The organism is Streptomyces sp. NPDC028928 (assembly GCF_055564915.1).
Map to the genome: position 1 here is coordinate 74039 of NZ_JBVHVI010000012.1, position 15382 is coordinate 89420.

12 protein-coding genes are annotated in these 15382 nt (G+C 74.2%); 3 read left to right on the forward strand and 9 right to left on the reverse strand.

Annotation, left to right across the window (positions count from 1 at the left end):
- Positions 1 to 28: 28 nt before the first annotated feature.
- From ACZ4U1_RS27340 to ACZ4U1_RS27360, 5 genes are all read right to left on the reverse strand, one after another.
- Positions 29 to 3484: an SAV_2336 N-terminal domain-related protein gene (locus tag ACZ4U1_RS27340; RefSeq protein ID WP_467906785.1), complete on the reverse strand. Its 3456-nt coding sequence runs from the start codon at positions 3482 to 3484 to the stop codon at positions 29 to 31.
- A gap of 7 nt (positions 3485 to 3491) precedes the next feature.
- The gene (locus tag ACZ4U1_RS27345) at positions 3492 to 4505 is read right to left on the reverse strand and encodes an AAA family ATPase (protein ID WP_467906787.1); all 1014 of its coding nucleotides are present in this window, start codon (positions 4503 to 4505) and stop codon (positions 3492 to 3494) included.
- 188 nt (positions 4506 to 4693) lie between these two features.
- Positions 4694 to 6976 (reverse strand): VMAP-C domain-containing protein, encoded by a 2283-nt coding sequence (locus tag ACZ4U1_RS27350; RefSeq protein ID WP_467906788.1) that lies wholly within the window; start codon positions 6974 to 6976, stop codon positions 4694 to 4696.
- Positions 6973 to 7362, reverse strand: coding sequence for a CU044_2847 family protein (locus tag ACZ4U1_RS27355; protein ID WP_467906790.1), 390 nt, complete (start codon positions 7360 to 7362; stop codon positions 6973 to 6975). Before ACZ4U1_RS27355 ends, ACZ4U1_RS27350 begins: the two co-directional genes overlap by 4 nt.
- Positions 7363 to 7478: 116 nt before the next feature.
- The gene (locus ACZ4U1_RS27360; protein WP_003992906.1) at positions 7479 to 7658 is read right to left on the reverse strand and encodes a DUF6104 family protein; all 180 of its coding nucleotides are present in this window, start codon (positions 7656 to 7658) and stop codon (positions 7479 to 7481) included.
- 609 nt (positions 7659 to 8267) lie between these two features.
- Here ACZ4U1_RS27360 and ACZ4U1_RS27365 point away from each other — a divergent pair.
- Together ACZ4U1_RS27365 and ACZ4U1_RS27370 are read left to right on the forward strand one after the other, a co-directional pair.
- On the forward strand, positions 8268 to 9266 hold the full coding sequence (locus ACZ4U1_RS27365) for a DUF4097 family beta strand repeat-containing protein (protein WP_467906792.1): 999 nt from the start codon (positions 8268 to 8270) through the stop codon (positions 9264 to 9266).
- 1 nt (position 9267) lies between these two features.
- Positions 9268 to 10341, forward strand: a complete 1074-nt coding sequence (locus ACZ4U1_RS27370) for a PadR family transcriptional regulator (RefSeq protein ID WP_467906794.1) — start codon at positions 9268 to 9270, stop codon at positions 10339 to 10341.
- A 160-nt stretch (positions 10342 to 10501) separates the two neighbouring features.
- Here the strand turns inward: ACZ4U1_RS27370 and ACZ4U1_RS27375 are convergent, their stop codons facing one another.
- The 4 genes from ACZ4U1_RS27375 to ACZ4U1_RS27390 form a co-directional block, all read right to left on the reverse strand.
- A complete protein-coding gene (locus tag ACZ4U1_RS27375; RefSeq protein WP_467906796.1) occupies positions 10502 to 11080 on the reverse strand; it encodes a Clp protease N-terminal domain-containing protein in 579 nt (192 codons plus the stop codon).
- Positions 11080 to 11289 carry a helix-turn-helix domain-containing protein gene (locus ACZ4U1_RS27380; RefSeq protein ID WP_030339104.1) on the reverse strand — a complete coding sequence of 70 codons (210 nt, stop codon included), beginning with the start codon at positions 11287 to 11289 and terminating at the stop codon, positions 11080 to 11082. Before ACZ4U1_RS27380 ends, ACZ4U1_RS27375 begins: the two co-directional genes overlap by 1 nt.
- 156 nt (positions 11290 to 11445) lie before the next feature.
- On the reverse strand, positions 11446 to 12411 hold the full coding sequence (locus tag ACZ4U1_RS27385) for a zinc-binding dehydrogenase (protein WP_467906798.1): 966 nt from the start codon (positions 12409 to 12411) through the stop codon (positions 11446 to 11448).
- A gap of 194 nt (positions 12412 to 12605) precedes the next feature.
- On the reverse strand, positions 12606 to 13829 hold the full coding sequence (locus ACZ4U1_RS27390; RefSeq protein WP_467906800.1) for an NAD(P)-dependent malic enzyme: 1224 nt from the start codon (positions 13827 to 13829) through the stop codon (positions 12606 to 12608).
- Between the two features lie 566 nt (positions 13830 to 14395).
- On the opposite strand from ACZ4U1_RS27390, the gene ACZ4U1_RS27395 reads away from it, so the two are divergent.
- Positions 14396 to 15355, forward strand: coding sequence for an ABC transporter substrate-binding protein (locus tag ACZ4U1_RS27395; RefSeq protein ID WP_467906801.1), 960 nt, complete (start codon positions 14396 to 14398; stop codon positions 15353 to 15355).
- Positions 15356 to 15382 lie beyond the last annotated feature (27 nt).

Here is a 15382-nt window from a genome sequence, read left to right on the forward strand (position 1 = left end):
ACAGGCCGGAAGCAGAAACCCTGGACGGTCAACTCCGGTCAAGTTCGGTCGCGTCGGCCCAGTCCTGGGCCCACGGCCACCACGGCGGCGCGGTTTCCCGCCAGGCCGGCTCCGGCAGCGACCGCCGGTCCACCACCGCCGGGGGCTCCGCCTCCGCGCGCCGGGCCAGCTCGACATCGGCCCAGTCGACCTCGCGCAGCGCCCCGACGAGCCGCTGCCACTGCTCCCGGGCCGCCCGGAACGCGCCACGGGCCGCGCCGGGCCGTCCCATCAGCGCCAGCACCGCCCCGCAGCCGTACCGGGCGCGGGCGGCGGTCACCGAGCCGGGGTCGCCGCCGTGGGCGGCCGCCGCCTCCCGCTCGGCGTTCTCGTACGCCTGGAGCGCCTCCATCAGCACCGGGGCGCCCGCGTGATACCAGCCCTCCAGCCGCACCCGGCCGAGCTGGAGCCAGGCCTCGGCCCGTACGGCCGCGTCGGTCGCCGCACGGACCGCCTGGCCCAGCAGATGCCGGCTCTCGAACAGGTCGGGCAGGAAACCGAGATGGCGGAAGCGCTGGGCGAGCGCGCTGCCGACCAGGCCCTGGAGCCGGCCGCGGTGCGCGGACCGGGCGGGCAGCGAGGTCAGCGCCTCGCGCAGCACGTACTCGGCCCGGTCCACCACACCGGCGCCGTCACCGGCGGAGGCCCGCCGCAGCAGCGACTCGCCCCACGCGGTGAGCAGCCGGACGCGCAGGGGCCCGTCGGCGGGCGCGAGCAGCGCGGCCCGCTCGTACGCCGCGTCGGCCTCCCCGGCCTCCCCGACGGCGTCGTGGAACGCGGCCAGCGCGGCCAGGCAGGGCAGCAGCAGCTCCGGGTCGTCCCCGGCGGCGCGCAGCGCATCGCCGAGCGCCTGCCGGACCTCGGCGTCCTCGGCGCCGGCCCCGCGCAGCGCCCGCGCGAGATCGAGCAGCGCGGAACCCCGCACGGCGTCGGCCACCCGCTCCCGCACCGACAGCGCGCAGCCCTCGCGCAGTTCGGCCACGGCGGCACCGGGCCGCCGCAGATCGAGCAGGATCCGCCCGCGCAGCAACAGCCGGGCCCGGTGCGCGGCCACCTCCCAGGGCACGGGCTGTGCCGCGGCGGCTCCCGGGCCGGTCACGCCGTGGCGACCGCTGTCCTGACCGACCGGGATTCCGGCCACGCCGTCCGGCCCCCGGTCACCGGCCGCCGACAGGGCAGCGCCCACGCCGTCACCGGGTCCGCCGAGGCCCCCGGGCAGCCGCCGAACCACTCCGGCCGCACCGCCACTCGGCGCTACGGCTCCCTCGGCGCCGGTCTCGCCCGGTCCGTCGGCGCCCTCCTCGGAGCGGGTCTGCCAGGTACGGGCCGTGGCGGCGGCGTGCGGCCAGGGCGGGGTGTCGGCGTCCAGGGTGCGCAGGGCTTCCGCCAGGTGGTCCGGGTCGGCCGTCAGCTGCCACGACTCCCGTCGGCAGGCGGCCAGTTCGAGCGCGGACTCGGCCCGCTCCCGGCTGTCGGCGGGGGCCGCCGCGTAGGCGGTGGCGAGTTCGGCCTCGGCCTCCCGCAGCAGCCCGGCGCGCCGCCCCTCGGCGCGTGCGCCCGCCGTGCCGGCCTCCGCGCGCAGCACACGGCCGAGGACCAGCAGGGCGCGGGCCGTGCGGCCGGATTCGCCGACCGGGGTGGTGCCCGCCGTGGCGACGCGGGCCTGTTCCCGGGCCCTGCGCAGCAGCTCCGGGTCGGCCAGCTGCCGCCACCGGGCGAGCAGCCGTTCGGCCTCGGTCAGCGGGTCGGGGGTGACCAGGTCCGGCAGGTAGAACCGCAGCACGCGCGCGGGGATGCGGGCGAACAGCTCGGCCTCCACGCTGCCGGTGCCGTCCCGCGCCGTACCGTCCTCGGCGAGCCGCCCGGTGCCGGCGGCCGGGTCGTGGTCGGCGAGCCGGGCCGCGGCCAGGGCGGCGAAGTTGCGGGTGCCCTTGCCGAAGTGCCGTTCCACATAGGCCGAGCAGTGTTTGAGGACGAGCCCGGCGGTGTCCTGGTCGAGGGAGGACAGCAGCAGGTCCTGCATCCGGGGCGAGTAGGCGAAGCACGGCTGGTCCTCGGTGCCGGGCAGCTGCCGCAGCAGTCCGCCGAGCAGCACCTCGGCCAGTTCCATGGGCCCGGTGTCGGGCAGCATGGCCCGCTGGACCAGCTGCATCACGGGCAGGGTGAGGGGCGCGGCGGCGAGGTAGACGGCCAGCCGCAGCGCGCCGGGCGAGGCGCCGGCGCGGAAGGCGCGCAGCAGGTCGTCGTCGCTGCGGGCCGGCGGCAGGAGGCCGGCGGCGGCCGGTGCGCCGGCGGGGTGGGCGTAGCCGGCCCAGGCGTGTTCACGGGTCGGTCCGGTGCCGGCCAGCAGCCGGGCGAAGGCCTCGAACGCCTCCGGGGTGGGCTGGAGCACCGGCACGGGCCGGGCGCCGGGCGGCGGTTCCTCCCACGGCTCGTCCTCGGGCAGGAAGTCGAGGCGCCCGCCGGTCTCGCCGGTGCGGAGCAGCAGCCCGGGTTCGGCGGGCAGCGCGGTACGGCCCCACAGCCGGGGCGGCAGCGGCTGGACCACGGCCAGCGGGGCGGTGCGCGGCCAGCCGTGCAGCAGGCGCTGCGCGGTGCCGTTCTGCCACAGGGGTCCCACGCAGTCGCTGATGACGAAGGTGAGCCGGCGCCCGCTGGGGTCGTGCAGCTCGTCGGCGGGGCGCAGCCGGGTGCGCCGGCCGGGACCGGCGGTCGTACCGACGAGCGGGGTGCCGGCGTCGTCGGCGTACAGGTGGTGGACGCGGACGGAGGCGAAGGCACCGGACTGCTGGCAGGCCTGGCGCAGTTCCTCGACCATCTCGCCCCAGACGGCCATGGCGGGGCCGGTGTCCATGAGCAGCTGGACGTCGCAGCGCCGGCGGCGGCCGGGCCGGGTGACGGGGAGCAGGATGCCGCTGGCGGCGGCCCGGTCGGCGGTGGCGGCCTCGTCGATCCGCTCGTCCTGACCGCGTACGGAGGCGGTGCGGTAGCGGCCGAGGGCACGCAGCGCCTGCTGCAGGCCGAGGAGTCCGGGCAGGGCGCCCGCGGCAGGGGCGCGCACCGGGAAGGTCGCGGGGACGCCGTCGGCCGGGGCGGGCGCGCCGCCGTCGGTCCGGACGCGCAGGGCGTGGGCCGGGGTGTGCAGGGGGACGGCGGGGGCGGGCGCGCCCGCGCGGGACGCCTGCGCGCCGGCGAAGTCGGCCGGCGTGTGGTCGTCCGGCGGGTGGTCGTCCGTCTGGCCGTCCGGCGGGTGGTCGTCCGACGGCACGCCTCCCGGGCCCGGCGGCCCTTCCGGAGCGGTGTCGGACGGGCCCGGGTGGTCCCCGGCCGGGGCCGTGCCGAGCCGCCGGGCCAGCCAGAGCGCGTCCGCCACGTCCTCGGCGGTCGGCTGGAGCCCGCCCTGGCGCAGCTTGCCGATCAGCTCGTCCAGGCGCATCCCCGGCATCCGCCTCTCACCTCGTACGGTCGAGCGGTTGCATCAGCATCTCGGCGATCCGCTCCCGGGTGAGGCCCTGTGCGTGCGGATCGTGCTGGGTGAGGAAGAGGGCGTTGAGGAGCTGGTCGGCGGCGAGCACCTCGCCGGGTTCGCGCTCCAGGAACCGGCGGATCAGGTCCGCGCCCGCGGCGACGCCGTCGCTGCCGAGGTGTGCCTCGACCATGGCGGTGAGCTGCTCCTCGCCGGGCGGGTCCAGCTCCAGCTGGACGCAGCGGCGCAACAGCGGGGCGGGGAAGTCGCGTTCGCCGTTGGAGGTCAGCACGATCACCGGGAAGGCGGTGCAGGCGATCCGCCCGCCGTGCACGGCCACCCGGTCGCCGTCGTGCGTGAGCACCTCCACCACGGGCTCCCGGTCGGCCAGCCGCTCCAGCTCGGGGATCGAGAACTCGCCCTCCTCCAGGGTGTTCAGCAGGTCGTTGGGCAGGTCGAGATCGCTCTTGTCCAGCTCGTCGATGAGCAGCACGCGGGGCTCGTCGGCGGGCAGCAGCGCGGTGCCGAGCGGCCCGAGCCGGATGTAGGAGCCGATACCGGAGGCCGCGGCCCCGCGGTCGTCCCCGCGGGCACGCTCCAGCTGGACGTCCTGGAGCCGGGCGATGGCGTCGTACCGGTACAGGCCGTCCTGGAGGGTGGTACGGCTGACGATGGGCCAGCGCAGCACCTTGCCGAGGCCGAGTTCGTGGGCGATCGCGTACGCCAGGGTCGACTTGCCCGTCCCCGGGTTGCCGGTCACCAGCAGGGGCCGGCGCAGATAGAGGGCCGCGTTGACCGCGTCCACCTCGGCGGGCCGCGGCGCGTAGTTCTCGACCAGGCGGCGGCGCACCCCGAGCCGGCGGGCGCTGCTGGGGTCCTCCGGGCCGCTGTCCGCGCCGTCCCGGGAGGCGGCGAAGTCGCGCCAGGGCGGCGGTGCCGGCAACCGCCGCATGCCGTCGTGCGGCTGACCCACTCCGCGGTAGATCCGCCAGTCGTTCACCTTGGGCTCCTCCCGGCTCTGGTGATCATGCAGCGGGCCCGGCCGTCCGACGTACGAGGCTACCGCCCGCCGGCCGCGCCCGCCGAGGTTCGCGACGCGCGGCGCCCCTTGTCCCTTTCCGGCGAACACCCGGACGACTCGGCGGAGTTGACGGTGTGTCCACCGGGAACGGCGGGGCGGCCGGCGCCTCAACCACCGGGCGCGGCCAGCGGCGGCGGACGCATGCTCTCCGTCCCGTACGGCGACCGGTCCGGCGGGTCGAACAGTACGGCGATCTTCCCGCGCAGGCCGTGCGCCCGGGCGGTGTCCGGGTCGGCCAGGCGGATGCGCAGGTCACGGACGGGTCCGTGCAGCCCGTCCGCGTGCCCGGCGAGCCCCAGCAGCGTCGCGGCCTGCTGGTGGAAGTCCCCGCATTCGCCATGATCATGCCGGTCGCGGCGCCACAGGACCACCGAGTGCCCGGAGCGCAGCGCGTCCCGCATCGCCGCATAGCCCTCGCCGCTGCCGACGGGACCGCAGTAGACGGGCACGGACGTGTCGCTCATCGCCGACAGGGCGCCGTAGTACGGGTACTTGCCGCCGGACCCGGCCCCCGGCGGATGCCCCTCGGCGGCGGGCCGGCCGTGCAGGGTCCCGTGCGCCAGCGGCCCGCGCCGGACCCCCTTCCAGCGCCGGCGCCACTCCGGGGAGGGCGGCAGGCTGTTGCGCCGGACCTCCCGGATCACGACGGTCCGCCGCATCCCGAGCGGCAGGGACCGCTCGTCCAGGAAGTCGTCGTCCTCGTCGCCCTCGTCGCCCTCGCCGGCGACCTGGGCGTCGGGCAGCAACTGCCAGTCGTCCACCGGGAGGTCGAACAGCTTGCGGGGCAGGAACACCTCGATCGCGGCGAGATGCTCCCCGTGGTCCCCCTGGCACAGCGCCTGCGCCAACGGCTCCCGCAGCACCTGCGCCAACTCCTCCGGCCGCGCGCCCAGATCGTCGCCCGCGACCGGGGTGACGTCCCGCCCGCCGTAGATCAGCTGCACGCTCCAGGGGTGCCGGCCGTAGGTGGCCGGGCCGACCTTGACGAGGACGTCGGTGCGGGTGTCGGGGGAAGGGGCTTCGTCGGGTGCCGGTGCCGGTATCGGTAGGGGCACCGGGGTGGCCCTGAGGTCCGGGCGTGGCGCTCCGGCGGGCTCGGTGGGCGCCGGCGTACCCGCGAGGCACTCGACGGAAGACGGCGCTTCGACGGAGCCGGCCGGCGCGGGCACGCCGACCGCACCGTTCGCCACCGGCGCCACGGGCGGCGGAGCCTCCTCCGTACCCTCCAGCAGGGCGCGGATGGCCTCGCCGACGGCCCAGTGCCGGTGGCCGGCGGCCTGTCCGGCGATCCACTCGGTGAACGCCCGCAGCCGCCCCGCGTCCACCTCCGCGGCGCGCTCCCGGGCGGTCCGGCGGGCCACGCGGGCCGCGTACAGCAGTACGGCGTCCAGGTCGACCAGCGTTCCGCCGCCGCCGGGGTCCAGCGTGCGCAGGCCGTACAGCAGCGCGGCGCCCTCGCGCCAGGTCCGCACGTGCCGCAGCACCAGCGACGGCAGGCGTTCGCCGCGCACCTGTGCCTTGACGTCCTCCACGAGATGGACGACCTCGCCGGCTCCGGCCGGCGGCGGCAGCTGCGCGAGATGGCCGTAGAGCCGGGTGCGCAGTTCGGTGGTGAGCGCGGAGCCGGAGGGTATGTGACCGGGCAGGGCGGCCTGGAAGGCGGTCCAGTCCGGGTACGGCGGGGAGGTGTCGAGGAGGCTCGCGTGGTGGAGGTCGTGGGCGCGCAGCACGTCGCGGACCGTGCGTCCCGCCTCGCGGGAGTCCAGCAGTTCGTAGAGCGCGGTGACCGGGACGGCGACGCCCTCCTCGCGCCGGCGCCCCTTGATCACACCGATGACGGAGCCGTGCCGCAGGTCGAGCACCGGCCCGCCGGACAGTCCGCCGATGGGCAGGCTGCCCGCGAGCAGCAGGGCGCGCGCGTCGGACCCGGCCAGCTCGCCGGTGCCGTGCCGGATGCCCAGCTCGCCGGTCTGCACCGACCAGCCGTAGAGCCCGAGGGGGGTGCGCGGGCCCGCTTCCCGGTCGCCGAGCCACAGGCAGCGCACGTCGTCGGCACCGGTCACGCGGACGAGCGCGAGGTCGGGGAAGGGCCAGGGGTCGCGCGCCGGCGCACCAGCGGGGCGGGGCGCGACGACGACGGCGGTCCCGGTGCCGGTACGCGGCTCCCAGGCGCCGGCGGCGGTGCGCTCCTGCCAGGTCACGCCCATGGCGCTCTCCCCTCGGCACACCGCGGCTCCCCCCTTTCCCACGACGTGGGCGCAGGTCAACAGCCAACCCGGGGCTATGAAGAACCCCGACCCCCAGTACGAGTCACGGTCCGTTGCATACCCGTCACCCCGTGCGCCGATGCGTGCGAGCGAGGGGCGCACCATCTCGTCGTAGGCGCTCATACGACGCCGGGGGCCGGGGACCGCGGCGGTACGACACCACCGCCCGGCACCGCCGGGTCCGCGCCGCCCGCCGCCGTGGCCGGCTCGGTCCAGGTCAGGGACACGGTGAGGGAGGAGGTGCCGCCGCCCTCGGCGATGGCGCTCACGATCTTGCCGGACTGCGCCGTCAGTTCGATTCCGAAGCTGACGGAGACCTCGACGGGGGCCGGTGTGTCCAGACCGGCGCGCAGGGAGCGCACGACGCCTCCGACCGTGCCGGCCAGTCCCCCCGCCATGTCGATGACCCGGTCACCGAGTCCGGTGTCCCAGTAGCCCCCCTCGTCCAGCGCCTCCTCGCCGGCGGCACTGATCCTCGCCCAGACGACGGTCCCGTCGTCCAGACGCACACGTTCGACTCCTCCAGCCATGACGCCCCCGTTCGCCGATGGGAGGAGAAGGCTAACCCCCGGGAAGAAAGAGGGGGAGGGGTCTATCGGGCCGGACGCCCACTCCGGCCGGGCGCCTACTCGTCATCCTCGTCGTCGAGCCGCGCGAGCCAGGTGGCCAGCCGTTCCACGGGCACCTCGAAGTCCGGGTTCAGATCCACGAACGTCCGCAGCTGCTCCGCGAGCCACTCAAAGGTGACCTCTTCCTCGCCACGCCGCTTCTCCAACTCCTCGATACCGCGGTCGGTGAAGTACATAGGGCCACGTCTCCTGCGTAAACATCAGCCTGCCAACAACTCCCCCCAGCGTATGCGCCCCATCCCCCATCCCCACCCACGGCCATCCGCCCCCCACCCACAGCGGCCCCACACCATCCGAGACCGCGACCACCACGCCGCGCAGCCACGGGCAGCCGTGCCATTGGGCCACCCCCACCCAGCAGCGCCCCCCACCTCGTAGCCGCAGGCACCCATGCCCCCAGGGGCATCCCCTACCCCGTGGCTGCGGGCAGTCGTGCCGCTGGGGCGGCACGGGTGGGCGCAGCGGCACCCCGCAAGCGCGGGCAAGCGACCCGACCCCCGGCCGGCACCAGCGCAGGGCGCCCAAGCAGACCCGGTCGAGGACATCTCCCCCGCCCCGCCCCCCACAGCCCGCACGGTTCCGGCCACCACCCCCGCGCACACCCCCACCCACGCCGGCGCACCCCCCGAAACACCACCCCAGGCGCCGCACACCCAGAAGCAGCGCCCGCGCGCAAGCGCCCTCGAAAGAGTGTCTTGACTTCCCCAAGCCGCGATATATCGTGTTTAGCAGTGGACGCGATATGGCGCGTCGCCCGCACAACCGTGACCGGCCGAGGAGGCCCCATGTCCGAGTGGTCCGTCACCGAACCCCAGAAGCTGACCTTCGACACCCCGGTCCGAGACCTCCACGTCCGCATCGTCAACGGCACGGTCAACGTGGTCGGCACGGACGACGGCCCCGCCCGCCTGGAGGTCTCGGACCTGGAAGGCCCACCCCTGGTCGTCACCCAGCGCGGCAGCACCCTCACCGTGGCCTACGACGACCTCCCCTGGAGGGGCTTCCTCAAGTGGCTCGACCACAAGGGCTGGCGCCGCACCGCCGTCGTCTCCCTGGCCGTCCCCGCCGACACCCGAGTGGAGGTGGGCGTGGTCAGCGCCGCAGCGGTCGTCTCCGGCATCCGCGGCCCCGCCGTGGTGAAGGGAGTCACCGGTGACACCACCCTCGTCGGCGTCTCGGGCCCCGTCCGCGCGGACACCGTGTCGGGCAACCTGGAGGCCCAGGCGGTCACCGGCGACCTCCGCTTCCACTCGGTCTCGGGCGACCTCACCGTGGTCGAGGGCTCCGGCACCTCCGTGCGCGCCGACTCCGTCAGCGGCTCCATGATCGTCGACCTGGACCCGGACGGCCCCACGGACATCGGCCTCACCAGCGTCTCCGGCGAGATCGCCATCCGCCTGCCGCACCCGGCGGACGCCGAGGTGGAGGCGAACACGGCGAGCGGCACGATCTCCAACGCCTTCGACGGACTGCGCGTGCACGGCCAGTGGGGCACCCACAAGATCACCGGCCGCCTCGGCGCGGGCACCGGCAAACTGCGCGCCACCACGGTCTCCGGCTCGATCGCCCTGCTGCGCCGCCCGCCCCGGGACGACGAGGAGAGCACCCCCTGGGAGACCGAGCCCCCGAAGCCCCCGGCCCCCGACGCACCCCACCCGCCCGGCCGCTCCACGGCCACCCCGGGAGAGAATTCCGTCTCCGGCCAGAACGCCACCGCCACCGATGCGACCACCGGTAGCGGCGGCGCCCCGGCCGACGGCACGACCGACAAGAAGGTGCTCTGACATGCCTCCCGTCTTCGCCCACGGCCGCCTCCGTCTGTACCTCCTCAAGCTGCTCGACGAGGCCCCGCGTCACGGCTACGAGGTGATCAGACTCCTCGAGGAGCGCTTCCAGGGCCTCTACGCCCCCTCCGCCGGCACGGTCTACCCCCGCCTGGCCAAGCTGGAGGCGGAGGGCCTGGTCCGGCACACCACCGAGGGCGGCCGCAAGGTGTACGCCATCACGGACGCCGGCCGCGCCGAACTGGCCGACCGCAGCGGCGAGCTGGCCGACCTGGAGCTGGAGATCCGCGAGTCGGTCGCGGAACTGGCCGCCGAGATAAGGGCCGACGTTCGCGGCGCGGCCGGCGACCTGCGCCGCGAGGTGCGCGCCGCCGCCTCCGAGGCCCGCCGGGGCGCGCAGGGCACCGGAGGCGAGCCCTCCTACGGGGAGTACGGCGAGCCGAGCGACCAGGAGGCGTGGAAGGCCGCCAAGGAGGAGATGCGCCGGGTCAAGCAGGAGTGGAAGGAGCAGGCACGGCGCGCCAAGGACGAGAGCCGCCGGGCCCGCGAGGAGGCCCAGCGGGCCCGCCGTCAGGCCCAGGAGGCGCAGGCACGGGCGCGGGCCCAGGCGCAGGAGGAGATCCAGCGCATCGCCCGCCGTGTTCAGGACCGGGTCCAGGACCACTTCACCCGCGGCGACTGGCCGACCGGCCTGCGCGAGGGCCTGACGGAACTGGCCAAGGACTTCGGCGAGTTCGGGAGGGACTTCGGCAAGGACGCCGGTAAGGGGTTCGGCGGCAACTGGGGCTTCGCCCACCCCACCGACGAGACATCCGGGCCTGCCCCCGCCTCGGACGTCCACTACACCTCGGCCCCGGAGGACTTCCCCGCCGAGTACGAGCCCTCCTGGGCCCACGAGGAGTCCACCGGCGACCCGGCCCGCGACCTGGACCGCCTGCTGGACCGCTTCCGCGACGACATCCGCGACACGGCCCGCGACCACGGCGTCAGCCCCACCCAGCTCCGCGAGGCCCGCCGGCACCTGTCCACAGCCGCCGCCCGCATCGCGGCCATACTCCACACCCCCGCCCGCTGACCCACGGCCCGCGCCGGGCCCCGCCCACCCTCCAGCCGAACAAGCCGAACAAGCCGAACAAGCCGAACGAGCCGGGGAGCCGGGGGAGCCGAACACTCCGGGTGGGCGGGCAAGGCGCCCGGCGGCCGGGGTCCTGCCCACGCTCGGGACCCCGGCCGGCTCACTCCCCGGCCGAGCGAGCCGCCTCGGCGGGCGGGCACACCCTCGTCACCGACTCGAACGTCACCCCGTGGTCGGCCAGTACCTCCCCCGCCACCCCCGGCACCACCGTCAACGCCAGCAGCAGATGCTCGTCCCCGATGCGCCGGTCATGCCGGGCGAGGGCCACCCGCAGGGACCTCTCCAGCACATCCTTGGCCGCCCGGCCGAAGGTCGGCCGACGCCCCGCGAGCCGCCCCCGCTCCTCCAGGTCACCTGACATCGCACCGACCCCGTGCACCTCCTCCACCCGGGCCACGATCTCCGACACATCGATCCCCAGCCCCGCCAGCGCCTCCGCGTCGGCCCGGGTCAGCCCCGCCCGGCGCCGCGCCTCGCGCACGGCCCGTCGTACCGGCTCCCGCTCCCGTGGCTCCGCGAGCCCGAGCGCGGCCAGTGCGAACGAGGCCCGGCTGCCCTCACGGTCGAGCAGGGAGAGCAGCAGGTGCTCGGCACCGACCGTCCGCGCCCCGCCGCTCCGCGCGTGCTCGACCGCTCCCGTGACCACCGCCCGGGCGTCCTTGGTGAACCGCTCGAACATCAACGCCTCCCGTACTTCTTGTGCACGGCCTGCCTGCTGACACCCAGCTCCGCGGCGATCTCCTGCCACGACCAGCCCTGATTGCGCGCACTGCGCACCTGTACCGCCTCCAGCTGCTCCAGCAGCCGGCGCAGCGCGGCCACGGCCCGCAGCCCGACCCGCGGATCCCGGTCACCGGCGCGCTCGGCGAGATCGGTTGCCTCACTCATGATGTCAATCTAGGTTGACAGACCCCGCCCGTCAACCACAGTTGACAAGCCGGCCAAGCGAAAGGCGGGCCCGTACCCCGGACCCGCCTCTCAGCCCAACTCCCGACCAAACACCCGACCAAACACCCGACCGAACTCCGGTCGTAGCCGGGGAGCTCAGGAATTGGTGAGCACGATCTTCCCGAACTGCTCCCCGGACGCCAGCCGTTCGAAGCCCTCGCGGGCCCGGTCCAGCGGCAACTCCTCGTCGATAACAGGCCGGACCCCGGTCGCGGCACAGAAGGCGAGCAGGTCCTCCAGCTCGTCCTTGGTGCCCATGGTGGAGCCGACCACCTTCAGTTCGAGGAAGAAGATCCGGGTCAGCTCGGCGTGCGAGGGCCGGTCCCCGCTGGTGGCACCGGAGATGACGAGCGTTCCGCCGGGCCGCAGGGACTTCACCGAGTGGGACCAGGTGGCGGCGCCCACGGTCTCGATGACGGCGTCCACCCGCTGCGGCAGCCGCGCCCCGGGCTCCACGGCCTCCACCGCGCCCAGCTCCAGGGCCCGCTTCCGCTTGGCCTCGTCCCGGCTGGTGGCGAAGACCCGGAGCCCCGCCGCCTTGCCGAGGACGATCGCGGCCGTGGCGACACCGCCGCCCGCGCCCTGCACGAGGACCGAGTCACCGGGTCGTACACCGGCGTTGGTGAACAGCATCCGGTACGCGGTCAGCCAGGCGGTCGGCAGACAGGCGGCCTCGGCGAAGGACAGCTCCTTCGGCTTGGGCAGCACGTTCCACGTCGGCACGGCGACCTGTTCGGCGAAGGTGCCCTGGTAGCGCTCGGTGAGGATGGAGCGCGGCTCGTCGGGGCCGACGCCGTGGCCGGTCTGGCCGATGACGGAGTGCAGGACGACCTCGTTGCCGTCCGCGTCGACACCGGCGGCGTCGCAGCCGAGGATCATCGGCAGCCGGCCCTCCGGGAGGCCGACGCCCCGCAGGGACCAGAGGTCGTGATGGTTGAGGGAAGCGGCCCGCACCGTGATGGTGCTCCAGCCGGGACGGGCCTCGGGAGCCGGACGCTCCCCCAACTCGAGGCCGGTGAGCGGCTGGTCGCGGTCGATTCGGGCGGCGTAGACAGCGAACATGGTGCCGACGATAAGTGCACGGTGCAGCCGGGGGAACCAGGGCCCCCTGTGACACATGCCCTCTTGCGCATCGGCACCCATGCGGCGCAGCACCGCGCCGGCGCCCCGGAGCGCACCTCGCCGTCACCCGCTCGGGCGGGCGCGCGGGCAAAAAAACGGCCCCGCCCATACGGACGGGGCCATTCGGTGCAGCGTCAGCGACGGGCGACGCCCTCGGCCCGAGCAGCGGCGGCAACCGCGGCGGTGACGGCCGGGGCGACCCGCTCGTCGAACGGCGACGGGATCACGTAGTCGGCGGCGAGATCGTCGCCGACCACCGCGGCCAGCGCCTCCGCGGCGGCGATCTTCATGCCCTCCGTGATCCGCGTGGCCCGCACCTGCAGCGCGCCCGCGAAGATCCCGGGGAAGGCCAGCACGTTGTTGATCTGGTTCGGGAAGTCCGAGCGCCCGGTGGCGACGACGGCCGCGTACTTGTGCGCGACCTCCGGGTGCACCTCGGGGTTCGGGTTGGCCATCGCGAACACGAAGGCGCCCTCGGCCATGGAGGCCACGGCCTCCTCCGGGACCGTACCGCCGGAGACGCCGATGAAGACGTCCGCGCCCGCGAGGGCGTCCTCCAGCGAGCCGGTGAGGCCGGCCTTGTTCGTGAAGCCGGCCAGCTCGCGCTTGACCGGGGTCAGGTCCTCGCGGTCGGCCGACACGACACCCTTGCGGTCCGCGACCGCCACGTCCCCGATGCCGGCCTCGACCAGCATCTTGGCGATGGCGACACCGGCCGCGCCGGCGCCCGAGATGACGGCCCGCAGCTGCCCGATCTCGCGCCCGCTCAGCCGGGCCGCGTTCCGCAGCGCCGCGAGCGTCACGACGGCCGTACCGTGCTGGTCGTCGTGGAAGACCGGGATGTCCAGGCGCTCCTGGAGCCGGCGCTCGATCTCGAAGCACCGGGGTGCCGAGATGTCCTCCAGGTTCACTCCGCCGAAGGAGGGAGCGAGCCGGACGACGGTCTCGACGATGTCGTCCACGTCGGTGCAGTCGAGCGCGATCGGCACCGCGTCGACGCCGCCGAACTGCTTGAAGAGGATCGCCTTGCCCTCCATGACGGGGAGGGAGGCCTGGGGACCGATGTCCCCGAGTCCGAGCACGGCCGTACCGTCGGTGACGACGGCGACCACGCTCGACTTCCATGTGTAATCGTTGACCAGCTCCGGCTGTTCCGCGATCGCGGTGCACACGCGAGCGACGCCGGGCGTGTACGCGAGGGAAAGGTCGTCCTTGTCACGGACCGGCACGGTGGCCTGCACGGCCATTTTGCCGCCGCGGTGCAGCGCGAACACCGGATCGAAGGAATCGAGGGGCTCGGCCCCGCCGTCCTGATCCGTTGTGCCGTCGCTGCGAGGATTGACGATCTCCGCTGCCACTTTGTTTTACCCCTTAGGTATGCATGGTTTGAGGGTCGACCACTCCTGGTGAGGGGTGGGCGGGCACCGCGTACGGCTCGATTGCGGATACGTACGAGCTCATACGCGACGGGCGCGCCGCACACGCGCCCTGAGCCCCGGATGAGGGGTGTAAAGAACCTTCTTACCGGACGGACGGTGCCCAGGACGAGTCCATTAGGTGCAAGGTCACATCCCGGAACCGCAAAGCGACACGCAGGTGACGCGCGGCCGACGGACCGGAACGGCGCGAAAACGCCCAAGGCCGACCGATGGGGCCCGGAGGGCGGGTGATCACATGGTGAGACGCGCCGAAGATTTTCCGGCCGGAGCGCTGGATTCCCGCAGATGTTCGCCGGTGGGGACCAAGGATGTACCGACCTGATCCGGTTCGGGGGGTCACCCGTTATCCGATTTTGACATAGCGACTCCCCTGAATGGCGTAGTCCGAATGGCAAGATGCCGTAAACCCACGAGGTCGCGACACCCGAAGGTGTGTGTTTCCGTCGACCCATCGGCAACTCTTCGCTTCCGCCGGAGGAACCACGATGACCGCAAGCTCCACCCGTCGTACGACCGCAGCGCGCTCCCGTCTGGCCGCGGCCGGTGCGATCGCGGTCGCAGGGGCCCTGCTGATCACCGGCTGCGGTGACCAGACCAAGGACAAGAACAACGACTCCGGCAGCGCGTCCACCAGCAGCGCACCGCTCGCCGACAAGCTCCCCCAGGAGATCCGCAGCAAGGGCAAGATCCGGGTCGGCTCGGACATCGCCTACGCCCCCGTGGAGTACAAGGACTCCACCGGCAAGGTCGTCGGCCTGGACCCGGACCTGGCGGCGGCGCTGGGCAAGCAGCTCGGGGTGACGTTCGAGTTCCAGAACGGCACCTTCGACGCCCTGCTCACCGGTCTGCGCTCGGACCGCTACGACATCGCGATGTCGGCGATGACGGACAACAAGAACCGTCAGGAGGGCGTCGACCCCGACACCGGCAAGAAGGTCGGCGAGGGCGTCGACTTCGTCGACTACCTGACCGCCGGTGTGTCGATCTACACCCGCAAGGGCGACACCAAGGGCATCACCACCTGGGACGACCTGTGCGGCAAGAAGCTCGCCGTGCAGCGCGGCACCACCTCGGAGGACCTGGCCAAGCAGCAGGCCAAGAAGTGTCCGAGCGGCAAGAAGCTCGCCATCGAGGCCTTCGACGACAACCAGCAGGCCCAGACCCGGCTGCGCTCGGGCGGCGCGGACGCCGTGTCCGCCGACTTCCCGGTGGCCGCGTACGCGGTGAAGACCTCCGGCGGCGGCAAGGACTTCGAGGTCGTCGGCGACCAGGTCGAGGCGGCCCCGTACGGCATCGCGGTCTCCAAGACGGAGACGCAGCTGCGGGACGCCCTCCAGGCCGCGATGAACGCGATCATCAAGAACGGCGAGTACCAGAAGATCCTCGAGAAGTGGGGCGCCCAGGACGGCGCCGTCAAGGAGTCCGCGATCAACGGCGGCAAGTGACCCGCGGCAGCCAGCGGCCACTGAGAG

Excerpts from the sequence above, each read along its gene's own strand:
- ACZ4U1_RS27370 (WP_467906794.1), top strand. The coding sequence starts at position 9,268 with ATGCCTCCCGTCTTCGCCCACGGCCGCCTCCGTCTGTACCTCCTCAAG.
- ACZ4U1_RS27385 (WP_467906798.1), bottom strand. The coding sequence starts at position 12,411 with ATGTTCGCTGTCTACGCCGCCCGAATCGACCGCGACCAGCCGCTCACC.
- ACZ4U1_RS27360 (WP_003992906.1), bottom strand. The coding sequence starts at position 7,658 with ATGTACTTCACCGACCGCGGTATCGAGGAGTTGGAGAAGCGGCGTGGC.
- ACZ4U1_RS27365 (WP_467906792.1), top strand. The coding sequence starts at position 8,268 with ATGTCCGAGTGGTCCGTCACCGAACCCCAGAAGCTGACCTTCGACACC.
- ACZ4U1_RS27395 (WP_467906801.1), top strand. The coding sequence starts at position 14,396 with ATGACCGCAAGCTCCACCCGTCGTACGACCGCAGCGCGCTCCCGTCTG.
- ACZ4U1_RS27375 (WP_467906796.1), bottom strand. The coding sequence starts at position 11,080 with ATGTTCGAGCGGTTCACCAAGGACGCCCGGGCGGTGGTCACGGGAGCG.
- ACZ4U1_RS27380 (WP_030339104.1), bottom strand. The coding sequence starts at position 11,289 with ATGAGTGAGGCAACCGATCTCGCCGAGCGCGCCGGTGACCGGGATCCG.
- ACZ4U1_RS27350 (WP_467906788.1), bottom strand. The coding sequence starts at position 6,976 with ATGAGCGCCTACGACGAGATGGTGCGCCCCTCGCTCGCACGCATCGGC.
- ACZ4U1_RS27340 (WP_467906785.1), bottom strand. The coding sequence starts at position 3,484 with ATGCCGGGGATGCGCCTGGACGAGCTGATCGGCAAGCTGCGCCAGGGC.